This window comes from Psychrobacter pygoscelis, from assembly GCF_004335015.1.
Lineage (GTDB): Bacteria > Pseudomonadota > Gammaproteobacteria > Pseudomonadales > Moraxellaceae > Psychrobacter > Psychrobacter pygoscelis.
This window is the reverse complement of record NZ_RQRU01000006.1, coordinates 136491-148953: the sequence shown is the minus strand read 5'-3', so window position 1 is coordinate 148953 and position 12463 is coordinate 136491. Positions and strand designations below refer to the sequence as shown.

Below are 12463 nucleotides of genomic sequence, written 5' to 3'. Positions count from 1 at the left end.
ATTAAAGAAGATATATAATGTAGCCCATCTATGTGTAGTCCCCTCCTCAGTTAATTACTCATAACAGAAAAATAAGTCTAATTATTATACAATCCGCTATCGCTCCCAAAGTATTTCTAAAGCCGTAATCATGACCCTAACCAGCACTATGCCTTTTCCCAACTTGATTGATTTGCAGCATTTTAAAGCTCCCTTCGTGACCATCATGACAACTGCTATTCTAGCTAGCTCACAAAGGGGGGTATAGCAATGAGTGTTAACCAAGCCAGTCATTTAGCAGCGACAAAGCTGCCTATCTGGAAGCTACTCGTATTCACCTTAGCCGGCTTTCTCACCATTATGACAGAGACTATTCCGGCAGGACTGCTGCCGCAGATTAGCGAGTCTTTAGGGGTGTCAAAGGCACTGGCAGGTCAGTTAGTTACCCTTTATGCCTTAGGTTCTGTGCTTGCTGCTATCCCAATTATTGCCGCCACGCGCAGTTGGAACCGCAGACCATTATTTCTATTCGCCGTTGGCAGCCTTTTATTATTCAATATAATCACCTCCCTATCTAGCCATTATGGGCTTATCATCGGCGCACGATTTGCGGCTGGGATGGCGGCTGGAGTGATCTGGGGGCTATTTCCAGGTTACGTATTACGCCTAGCACCCTCAAATTTACAGGGTCGGGCATTAGCAATAGCTGGCGTCGGTCAGCCCATTGCCCTTGCTATCGGTGTGCCGCTAGGCACTTGGCTCGGTATTATGTTTGATTGGCGTGGGGTGTTTTGGATTATGTCCGCCATGACCCTACTGCTACTAGTCTGGATTGTCCTTGTTATTCCTGATTTTGCCGGTCAATCTGCAAAGCAGCGCATCTCTATTCGGCAGATCTTTCTGATACCGGGTATCCGGCCTGCACTCCTCACTCTATTCGTCTGGATATTGGCGCATAACACACTATATACCTATATCGAACCTTTCTTAGCTTCGGTCAATTTGGCCCAGCGTGTAGATGCTTTATTGCTACTGTTTGGCGTATCTGCCATCGTTGGTATTTGGCTCACAGGTTTACTCATAGATCGCTGGCTACGACTGATGATATTAGGAAGTCTTATGCTATTCGCCTTGGCAGCGTTAATATTGGGCTTAGGCGGCGGCTCACCTGTGGTGGTCATAATCGGTATAGCGCTTTGGGGCTTGACCTTTGGTGGTGCACCAACATTATTGCAAACGGCACTTGCCGGTGCGGCAGGTGACAACGCTGATGTGGCCCAATCGATGTTTGTGACTATCTTTAACCTTGCTATCGCGACAGCCGGCGTAGCGGGAGCGTTACTGCTACAAAATATAGGAGCAATATCTTTGCCTTGGACAGTAATGCTACTAGCGTTATTAGGCTTAGCCATTGTTTGGACAACGAAACGGACTTACTTGCCTAGGTGAGATTTATGTATGATGACTGAGTAATTGACTTCTAGATATTGAGAGTTCTGTGATACTCGTTCAGTTGACCAATACCCCCACACTCACTCTATAGCCTCCGGAATATTTCAAGACACTACTATTGGCTTGTATTTGTAGTCTAGTGCCCACCCCTACCCAGCAGTAACGATCTCGAATACCATTCCCCGGTTCGGTAAAGTACTGACCACTTAGACCAGCATTAGCATGATAAAAATAAATATCCGCCGTTAGCTCTTTAGCTGGGTCAATGTTAGATTGTAGTTTGGCAGCACTTATCTTGGCAATACTACTTGTTGAGCTAATATCAGAAGCAGCCGTACCAGAAGCTGGAATGGTCTGAAAGACATTAGGATGGTTTCTTAGGTAATTTCTAATTACTGGATACTGGCCACTACAATCATCATTGTTATTTGTCTTTATATAAAAATTAAATAAGCTTGGCGAATCAAACTGGCCATCTACGTTTGGATAGTTAGCGGATAAACTATTAAAATCCAAATTGCCAACGTTAAAACCAGTAAGATCGATGCTATTAGCCAGTGGAAAAGTCTGGAGCGTGTTGCCTTTTGCGATAACTTGACTACCGCCATTAACCAGATCAGTTCTACTAGGGGCAAATAATAATGCCTGATCAGGGAATTCCTGTTTACAAAAGTAGATTTTTTTGTTATTGCTGGTGGTACCGACCACTTTGCTTTCCACATTGATACCTTGGGTGGCAGGGCAAGCTGCGAGAACAGCCGGACTTAACCAGCCAGCAAGTACTAATATGCTAATTTTCGTGCTAATTTTCAGTACGCATTCATAGTGCAGCGACTTTAGAGCGCAGTTTGACATAATAGATACTCTAGTCTAATGTTTAGTAATTTTAGTGTTCATAATTCGCTAATACTATTTTAATAATAAGTAGTGGAAGTAACTCAATAACAAAGCTCAGGCACTCTACTGGTGTGTTGTTACTGACTCTAGCAAAACTTGCATGACAAAGTCGTTGCTAATAGCGACATCTTTCGTCTCATAGCCTTGCGATTTTAAAGTATAGATATTGGGTAATAGGCCAAATACTTGAAAATAGCCATAGCTGCCTGTCGTGATACTCCGCACCAAGGTATCACCTTGATAAACATCAATCTTTATTCCTGGCGCAGCGTCTGTTGTTTGACCAGAGATACCAAACGTCTTTTGTAGGGTAATAGGCACAGTAGTCGGCGTATGATTGCTAACACGAATGCGCGGTGTGGGCAGATCGCTGGCACTATATTCAAGTGGTAAGTTTTCAGCATCAGTGGTTAGCACATAGTCACCAGCCTTTATATTGTTTATTAAATACTGGCTATGCCCAGCCTGCTTATCGATTAAGCTTGCCTTCACTTGTTGGTTATTTAGCTCAAAGCGCATATTATCTGCGACTATAGGTAGGTCAGCTTGATGCTCAACATCTACAATGATACTTCCCCCTTGCTGGAGTGGATAACTACCAAATCGTAGTCGGCTTTTGGGTGCTTTAAACATATCGAATGATAGCTTAGCGTATAGATAGTTATTCTGTGACCAAGCTGGTAGTGAGTTATCGACGCTAATAGAGTCAGCTATTACTAAATCATCGTACCGACTATTGGAGATGGCATCAACATAACGATGCTTATATCCCAAGCTAAAGCTAACCCCATTACGATGGTTTAATTGCCAATCAGCTTGCCAGCCCAGTTTATTTTTATAAGCACTGTAACCAATGTTGACTGAATTATTGAACGCATTAATACCTTTCAATCCACGACCCAGTCCCTCTGAACTATCAAAGCGATAACTAAAGTCGCCTTGGTTCAGCACGTTATGGCTACCATGTAAGTGACTGATTGATTGCCCAATACTGGCTCGCTGATTTAATTGATGTCGTACCGATAGTGTCTCACTATCATTATCACCGGACAATCCTACAGTATTGCTAATATACGGCTTCTCACCCTTACGCGTTTGGTTACTATCTTGCCATAGCAGACGATAGCCATAGCGGTCCTCACGGCTATTCCAACTAAGCCCTGCATTTAGAGCATCATTAAAACGATGATTGATACTGCCGTAAGCATAATATTTATCTAAATCGTAACGTCCTACTTTGGTGTTACTGACATTAGTGTTGTTTATACCAGTACTAACCGTACCTACTGCCGTATTAATATCAGTAGCAGAAGCCGGATCATCATAATACTGGTTTAAACTAATACTAGTATCATCATTAGGTCGATAACTAACCAAGAGCTGGTGACGCTGATCCGTTATAGCTTGTCTTGGATTAGTACTCATCAGAGCTTTAGGATAATCATAGTCGTAGCGTCTATGCTGGTACTGGTAATTTGCCCACAATTTCTTACGTTGATATTGCAGCTGCGCTTGCCATAAGTCTTGGTTAGGCGCATGCGCATAACTAAGATCGGCATTACTATAAGCCGACGGGGTAACGTTTATACCAGCATGCCATGACAGCGACGTATCATTATCTGACGAGGTTAGGATATTGCTATTAATACCGCCGCGTACCGCTAGGCGGTTATTAACACCATATTCTGAATATAAATGCGCAGCAGTATGACTTTGAGTATGTCCTTTACTTGTTGTACCCAGCTTATCACTTAATAGATTGCCAGTACGCCCCAAACCAGCTTCTAACAGCCACTCATTGGTCGCGACATTCGTGCGGCGCTTGCCAACGAAAATAGACCTAACCTCAAGCGGCTGCCGAGCTAGTGGATAAGCATAGATAGCCACTTCGACGACATTATCTGTGTGTGTCAATTGACTCACATCAAGATTTAAAAACTCATAGCGACCATCTAAGCCAATTTGTACCCGAGCGATTGCCTGACCATTAATTCGCAACTCAGCGACGCCGCCCACCTGCCCCGAACCCGTCAAATGCTGATAATCTTGACTGGTATTTTGTAATAGACTCCGACTGTCTTCATCCAACCGTGACAGGTGCCGGGAGATTTGACGATTGCTAAACGCCACTAATGCCCCAGTGAATTCATCACCACTATTTTGTGCCCCTTGAGCTAACGCGTTAGGCTGATTAATACCAAGCCGAGTGGCTAAATGCTGTCCTGACTTAGACCAGTATAGATTGTCAACCTGCCAACGCTGCCAATCCGATGGCAGGTGAGTCAGACCATCAAGCGCTGTCTTAGTGAAGCTAAGACTATCTACTCTATCTCTTTCTAACTCCCTATTGTTATTCTCACTCCTTGCATTAGCATTATCATCATCATAACCTGCGACCTTAATACCCCAGATCCCTCCGAGTCCATAACCAAATGCCCCAATATCAGCGTACAAATATTGATTGTACGAATGATCATTATTATAGCCACCACCCTTAGTATCGCTCGCTGTGAATGTGCTGTTAAATGACAGGCCCAACAATCCAGCGCGACTGGGATAGTAGTCAATAGCTAACGGCTGATCTATGTCCTTGTCCGCTGCTGATAGATTTTGTTGAGAGGGACGCCAGCCCATATTAAGAATAATGGCTAAGTCTTGCTGACTGAAGTCAGCAGTAATACCTAACGGCTGTAAATCAGGCAATGATACATAGTCTTGGCCTTGATAGGAGATGACCTGGCGGTCTGATAAGGTGGCATTACCAATTGGGGTGGTAACGTAATAACCAATATCAGAGTTAAGGGAGCTTGAGCTTTCAATTTTATGAACAGCGGTATTATTTTTAGGCGAGGAGCTTAGAGCAGAGGAATTTATAGCTGAGGAGCTGGTAGGAAGGGAGGAAAAGCGGATAGCCGTTAATCGGCTTAAATCACTAACGGATAGAAAGTATGCTGTATTTTTACTGTTTAGACTGTCATCCACGTTCGGATTATATAACGCATCAAGACTCTCCTGCTCCTTCCCATTGACCACTATACCAACCAGCATAGGCTCTAGCTTCTCTGCTGCTGACACTTGCTGAGTCGTGTTTACATCGACTGATGGGAGCGTAGTACTCGCCGTTTGGTCTGGTACTTCAGCGGCTACAAATGGACAATAGATTCCCACACATGACACAGACGTCATTACTACTAAATATAAGGGTGAGTATCTTTTGCTCATATAGGCCATACAATATCCATATTATGAACACTGCTTAGGTTACTAAGCCCTTTTAGCTGAGCTTTATTCCACGTTAATACGAATGGGTAACCCATAACGAGAGCCTAATTCAACAGTGACACCTTTACCATCTGCATCATAGGTAATGGACTTGTCAACTTGCTGCTCGATCGACAGCATGGCGATGTGTTGCCCTTGTTCGAACTCTTTTGGTAAGCGTATGGACATTCGTACTGTCTGATAGCCACCAGGAGAAATGGTGAACTGAGTAGGATTGATTAATGTCCAAGGTTTTAGAGTATGCTCACTAGGGATAATAGGAGTACCTGATGCGTCTATATCTACTAAGGTTAAACTTATTTTCTTAGGCTTTCTACCATAATTATAGAGGGTTAGCGACTGATTTAGTTTGGCGGTATTTTTATTATTAATAATAGAGACCGTCTCGTTGATCTGAGAGGGAGATATTCCTAACTGTGCAGGGGGGAGCTTCTCTTGCCCATCCTCGCTAACGACCATACTAGTCTGACCGGTATTATCGTTAGAGGTGTGAATAATCAACTCAGCTTGGGCTGCTGATGAAGCCAGTACTGCCATTGCCCCAGTAGCCGCTATTATTAAGCCTGAGTATATTGCACTCACCCTCAATTGACGATTAGGGAAAGTCGTTCCGCTCATGTATTCACCTAACAAAATATGGATAATGGATAGAACAATGACAACTAAAATAACGATTAACATTAAGTCAGGATATATCACTGATATAAAAATACCAGCAATTTCAGCTGGTATTTTATGGTGCTCTACTGTGCCAATTGAGCTTACTTATAAGTAGAGTATCATAATGATAAATTACCAGTGCGGTTAGTTACCTTGAAGGGTGAGCAAGAAGGTGTCGGTTGCCTCGTCTGAAGTCGTTGCTGGTCCTGCTACGCCTCTTGTATTATATTCACCCGGCTTATTAGCACTTGATAGATCTAAATCAAAATTGATATCACCCATTACTGGCGCCCAGCCTGAAGGGATGGTCATATTGGCTGAATTGCTGCCCGCCACTCCATTACTGGTAGATGCTAAAGTGGCATTGCTAGTAGTAATAGTAACCGAATTATCAGTAACATTTTTTAGGGTAGAATTTGGATTGGTTAATGAAAGACTCACATCACCACTAGATAGGCTGCGTACTGCCCATGAGTTCTTCAAAGTTACCGCCACTGTATTCAAAGCATTATTGGGTGCAGTAGTAGCGACATCTCCAGTAATAGTATAAGGACTATTTCCTAAAGGCGCTGTCAAATCATGAGCTGTCGTATCGCTGATTTCGCGGCCGGTATCGCTATCGTTATCAGGCGTAGTAGCGACATCAGTTAAGGTTAAATGTGCATCATCCCAATGATATAGGACTAAGATTTCGGGTAAGGTAACTCGAAAATCAGTAGAACCACTAATGGATGCGGCAGAGGCAAATGAAGCCATAGATAATGCTACACCTGAAACCGCTACTCTTTTTAAAATATTCATCATGTAAATCCTCTGGTAAAAGCCAGTGCAAATTGTGGAAAACCAGTAATGCATCTTAATATTTTAAGCGATCGAGTAAGAGAATAGCTGGTAGTAGAATAATGTAAGGACTTAGCCAAATAAACACCTGAAATGACTAAGGATTTCCACCATTATTAGATTCGCAGCATTATCTTATTATTCTTATATAAATACAAAAACAAATAGACAAATGGATTCTTTATTATGACAAGTGGTTAAGATTTGTTTTTAGAAAAGATAATTCAATTAAAACCCGCTGCACTAAAGCTAATAACATATATCAAAAAGAAGTAAATAACTTATAACTCTAAAAAATTAATATTACTCTAATTAATTTTAAAATACAGTCATTCTAGTTAATCTCATGACAAACTAACACATTGCCCAGCTATAGTTAATCCTATTTAAAACGAATACCTAAAAGAGTAGCTGACATAAATTTACTGGCTAGCAGTCATGATATGCTTAAAGCTACAGAAGGCTGCTCTATAGCAAGGATAGGGTGAATTAATTATATAGACGACAGTGAGCTAAGCTTAATATCATGACCCGTTAACATAGAGTCGGTCGACAATAAAAGAGAGACAAATAAGTTTAAGCACGATACTAGTACAAGTTTTCTAGCTTGCTGCGATTGCGCTAGCAGAGGCGAAAAAACACTCACCCCAGCCTCATTGTATCTTTTTATAGTAAATTTACTATACGTAAAAAAGCAAAATATATCATCCTAAAAGTCTGTAAATCAATCCTAACTATTTGATTAATATATAAATATCTCTATAGATTAAGTTTGATAGTTACTATAATACGAATTCATCTTAGATAATATTTCAATATTATGACAGCCAGAGAATAATATAGATAAGTTTATTATAATCAATATTTTACTACTTTAAAAGTTGATGGCAAAATAACATTAAGCTTTCGACTTCCCCTTAGTTTGTAAGAAAGCTTTGACCTATAACAATATCAACTCACTATTATCCGCTTGGTTTGAACTATAACTGGATAAAAAAGGTAAGTTATTATCATTAGCTACTAAAGTCCATGCTATTTTAAACGTGTACGTTGTGAGTTACTGATATGAGCCTTTTGGCTAGAAGCCCTGATATGACTTAAGTAGTCGCAAGCTTATACCCATGACTCTGTGCTAAATGCTAAGTTGATAAAAATATGTGGCTTAACTATATCTAGTCTAGCCTTGTAATACGTTTGGATACGAAGGGTAGATTAAAGCGCTGACTGCGTGTCTGTTTAATGACGCTGCAACTACTGATCCGCTGCAGACTGACGCAAACTATCTATTTCAGAGAATACCGAATCTATCGCAGCAACGCTTTGTGCAATCTCAGATTCGGTTAAGGTAGGATGGACTAAGAACATCAAGCTGGTCTCTCCCAACTGCTTGGCTATAGGCAATCTTTGCTTAGGACGCAGCCCAGAACCCTCAAATGCTTTTTCTAAATAGACCTCCGATGCCGACCCTGAATAGCAGGGCACGCTCATATTATTTATTTCCTCAATAATACGATCTCGCGACCAATCTTTTGGTAGATTTTCTGGACGGATATAGACATAGAGCTTATAGTAAGCATGAGCTGACTTATCAGCTTGCTCTGAGCATTCAAACCTTGGTGCTCTTAGGTAACCCTTGTCGGTCCATTTTTCACAAGCTTGGATCAGCTTTTGCGCATTGAGGGTGCGTCTGGTCGTCCATTCGTCCATTCGCCTAAGCTGAATCCTACCAATAGCCGACTGCATCTCTGGCAAGCGCCAATTAGTGCCGAAGCTCTCATGAAGCCAGCGATAGCCAGGTGGGTGCTCCGTTTCATAAACAGCCGCATAGCTCTTGCCATGATCTTTATAAGCCCACATCTTACGCCATAGCCGTTCATCATTAGTAGTGACCATACCGCCCTCACCGCCGGTCGAGATTATCTTATCTTGGCAAAAACTCCATGCGCCAATATGACCAATACTGCCAACGCTTCGTCCTTTATAGCGGGCTCCATGCGCTTGAGCACAGTCCTCAATCACATATAAGTCGTGATTCTCGGCTAGCGCCATAATGGCATCCATATCACAAGGCCAACCTGCAAGATGCACGCAGACAATAGCTCTAGTCTTATCTGTTAGTACTGCGGAGATAGTCTCAGCGGTAATATTCCCACTATCCGCGTCAATATCGGCAAAGACAGGTTTAGCGCCTGAATTCACCACACTCGACACGCTAGCGATAAAGGTGCGCGGGGTGACGATGACCTCGTCACCGGTGCCAAGCTCAAGGGCATTTAAAGCCAAATCCAAAGCCAAAGTACCATTAGCAACCGCAACCGCAAACTGACTGTCTGACCAATCAGCAAACTCCTGCTCAAATTGACGCCCTTCTTGCCCCGTCCAATAGTTGACTTTGTTAGATAGGAGTACTTGACTGACAGCATCAGCCTCTTGTTGAGTGAAGCTTGGCCAAGGATGGAAGGGCGTGTTAAGCATAGTAGGTTGTCCATAACGATTGAGTGACGAGAGAATGGGCGAGTGATGCCGAAAAGACAGTTCTTAATATATATTTTTAATTCAACATCATAAAACAGCTATCTTTTAATAAAAGCTCCGATATAGCTAACTTATTGAGATTAGTAAATTTATAGTCAACATTCTTTAAGTTTAGAGTGTCGATTTTATTATTGGTTATGCTTATGACTGTATTTTTTTAAGCGCTAATAATTATTTGAGCAATACTCTAGCTGGATTGCCAACGACGACCAGTCCGGGTGACACATCTTTCGTGACCACAGCACCCATGCCAACAATAGCCCCTTCTCCTATTATCAAAGGTTTGTCAGATGTGCCTTGTTTGATCACTGCTCCTGATCCAATATAAGCATGGTCATAAATATGGATGTTACCATTACAGTTAACCCTAGGGGCAAAAGTAACGTAATCGCCAATCACACAATCATGCTCGACATAACTATATAAATTGGCATGAAAACACTTACCAATAGTCACATTGGAGCCGATAGTCACGAATGGGCTTAATGCCGCTCCTACATCGATATTCACATTATCCATAATCAACGTAGTAGCTCCTTTAACTGACCATAATAAGATGCCATCATTCAATAATTTCTTACCAATAATTTGACGAATACTACTATTGGCTATGGCAATAAGGACAAACTTATAGGAGCAATCGATATCTTTGAACCTATCGTAATTCATCGCTACATGGCCATTTACCATCCTATCTTCATCTAAGATATCATCAATAAATACCACTTGACTGTTACTACCAACTCTCTTTAATTGCTCAATAGCAACAGGCATCAAACTACGTCCGCAGCCTGCTATACCATACACAGCAAATATCTCGTCGATAGTATTCATGTTAGTTTGTACTCGCTAGGTATCCACCCTCATCTTGTTTATAGTCATTACTTATAAGTATCAATAAAAGACGTGCACTAATCTTTTGCGTATTAGGTCTAAATAGGATGAACTATAATAAAAAGCGTAAGCTAAAAGTAATAATTAAGGCCAACTACTTGATAGGACAAAAGACTTATCACTCAACTGGCTACTTTGATACCTTAATCAAGGAAAAGTTTTATAATGATGGTATCAAGTTAGTGAGGCTTCCTATATATAGGGAAAAAATCTAAACTCATATTCGTATCAATATACTCAGAGTCCCTCGCCAAAACCTTATATTTTTCTAAATTAGTGATCACTCTATGCGTTTTGAAGTCTAGCTCTTCTGAACTAAATCCCTTTTTGTACTCATATAGCGTATCTAATTTAGCCCCTACCCCTCCACCAAAATGTAAAAACTTATAACCCTGATTCCTTCCCCACTCTCGAGCCACATGAGTAATTACTTTGGATGGCTGTAATCTTCTATAACCATCCAAAGTACCACTCAAATGAAATTGCATAATTTTAGACTCAGCGCAAATGGTACACATTGTAGAACTAATGGCCACATCATCTTTATAAGCTGTTATTAATAAAATTCTTTCAGGAAGGTAGTCACATAAACAATTAAAATAACTATCATTAAAATGATAGTACTGGCTGGCACAAACCTTCGTCATAGTCTCTTTATATATTTTTGAAAATACTTTAATATTACTCTTAGATAACTTTTCAATTTTTGTTGTAATCTCTGACTTCAAAGATTTTTTAATCGCCTGACGATGTCGTCTTTGGGTTTCTTGCCAATGCTCTTCTTCTGTTTTGCTCAGATCTGATACCAAAGTAGGTCCGTGAGTAACGATAGTACCTATGGCTGCTTTCCAGTCTTTATTTAAAATCGGATGTAACCTGATAAACCATGAAACGCAGCCTTGCTGAAAGAGAAATCTTTCTACTTCGAACATTACAGCGTCAATATCATTTTTAGTCAGCGTAGGATCTACGATAGGCCCACCGTAACCATAGGTGGAGGTTGCATCCCAATACTTATCATCAATATTTCTGATAATTAGTGGAAAAAAAAGTTTTTTACTTTTGTAGGTCGCCACTACGCCTTTAGGCTCGCCCCTATCTATGATAGTCGAAGATATCAGCCAACCACTTAAGTGATAAATATCAATATCATAGCCAGTAACTTCTTCATCCCAATACTCATCTATATCCCTAAAGCATACGTTAATCGAATCCATGATGACCACCTAGCTTAAATATTCTGTATTTCATTAAAACAGTAATACTATTTAATCAATGGTCGCGCTGGATTTCCAATCACTACGGCCCCAGGGGCTACATCTTTAGTTACTACTGCTCCCATCCCTATAATAGCACCTTCACCAATAATCAGTGGCTTATCATTCTTTCCTTGTTTTATGATAACGCCAGTACCTATATACGCATGATCGTGGATATGAATGTTGCCGTTACAATTAACTCGAGGCGCAAATGTCACATAATCACCAATGACACAATTATGCGCAATATAACTATAGATATTGCCATGAAAAAACTTACCTATTTTAATATTAGAGGTTAAGCAAAAAAAATTACATATAATAGTACCTATCCCCAGCTCTACCGTATCTAAACTGACTAAATCCTTAGCTTTAATCGAAGCAATCAAAATCCCATCTTTAATCAACTTTTCTGCTAATACTTCTCTTATTTTACTATTAGCAATAGCGATTGAAACCTCCTTAATTTTATTCGGTAGTTTTAAAAACTCATGGTAAGACATAACACGATAGCCGTTTAAGTGAGTGGCCTTACAATTGTCGTCGATAAAGACAAAATCTTGTTTATTTAAATGGGCATACTGGATTCTAATTAATGGCATTACTTCTATCCCAAAGCCACTTGCACCATATACACCAATGATTTTCGTCATCTGCATTCCCAC

The 12463-nt window shown here is 40.8% G+C and carries 9 protein-coding genes; 1 reads left to right on the top strand and 8 read right to left on the bottom strand.

Annotated features, from left to right (window positions below; genetic code table 11):
• Positions 1–249: 249 nt before the first annotated feature.
• A complete protein-coding gene (locus tag EGV92_RS12260) occupies positions 250–1428 on the top strand; it encodes an MFS transporter (RefSeq protein ID WP_131669589.1) in 1179 nt (392 codons plus the stop codon).
• Between the two features lie 60 nt (positions 1429–1488).
• Here the strand turns inward: EGV92_RS12260 and EGV92_RS12255 are convergent, their stop codons facing one another.
• The 8 genes from EGV92_RS12255 to EGV92_RS12220 all read right to left on the bottom strand — a co-directional run bounded on the left by EGV92_RS12255 (position 1489) and on the right by EGV92_RS12220 (position 12451).
• On the bottom strand, positions 1489–2286 hold the full coding sequence (locus EGV92_RS12255) for a hypothetical protein (protein WP_131669588.1): 798 nt from the start codon (positions 2284–2286) through the stop codon (positions 1489–1491).
• Positions 2287–2391: 105 nt separating this feature from the next.
• On the bottom strand, positions 2392–5514 hold the full coding sequence (locus EGV92_RS12250; protein WP_131669587.1) for a TonB-dependent receptor: 3123 nt from the start codon (positions 5512–5514) through the stop codon (positions 2392–2394).
• Between the two features lie 99 nt (positions 5515–5613).
• Entirely contained in the window at positions 5614–6228 is a 615-nt protein-coding gene (locus EGV92_RS12245) for a hypothetical protein (RefSeq protein ID WP_131669586.1), read from the bottom strand.
• A 186-nt stretch (positions 6229–6414) separates the two neighbouring features.
• On the bottom strand, positions 6415–7074 hold the full coding sequence (locus EGV92_RS12240) for a hypothetical protein (protein WP_242678724.1): 660 nt from the start codon (positions 7072–7074) through the stop codon (positions 6415–6417).
• A gap of 1287 nt (positions 7075–8361) precedes the next feature.
• A complete protein-coding gene (locus EGV92_RS12235; RefSeq protein WP_131669585.1) occupies positions 8362–9585 on the bottom strand; it encodes a DegT/DnrJ/EryC1/StrS family aminotransferase in 1224 nt (407 codons plus the stop codon).
• A gap of 231 nt (positions 9586–9816) precedes the next feature.
• Positions 9817–10479, bottom strand: coding sequence for an LbetaH domain-containing protein (locus EGV92_RS12230; RefSeq protein WP_207401799.1), 663 nt, complete (start codon positions 10477–10479; stop codon positions 9817–9819).
• 239 nt (positions 10480–10718) lie between these two features.
• The gene (locus EGV92_RS12225) at positions 10719–11756 is read right to left on the bottom strand and encodes a GNAT family protein (RefSeq protein ID WP_131669584.1); all 1038 of its coding nucleotides are present in this window, start codon (positions 11754–11756) and stop codon (positions 10719–10721) included.
• Between the two features lie 47 nt (positions 11757–11803).
• Complete coding sequence (locus EGV92_RS12220) at positions 11804–12451, bottom strand: acetyltransferase (protein WP_131669583.1); 648 nt, start codon at positions 12449–12451, stop codon at positions 11804–11806.
• Positions 12452–12463: the final 12 nt, after the last annotated feature.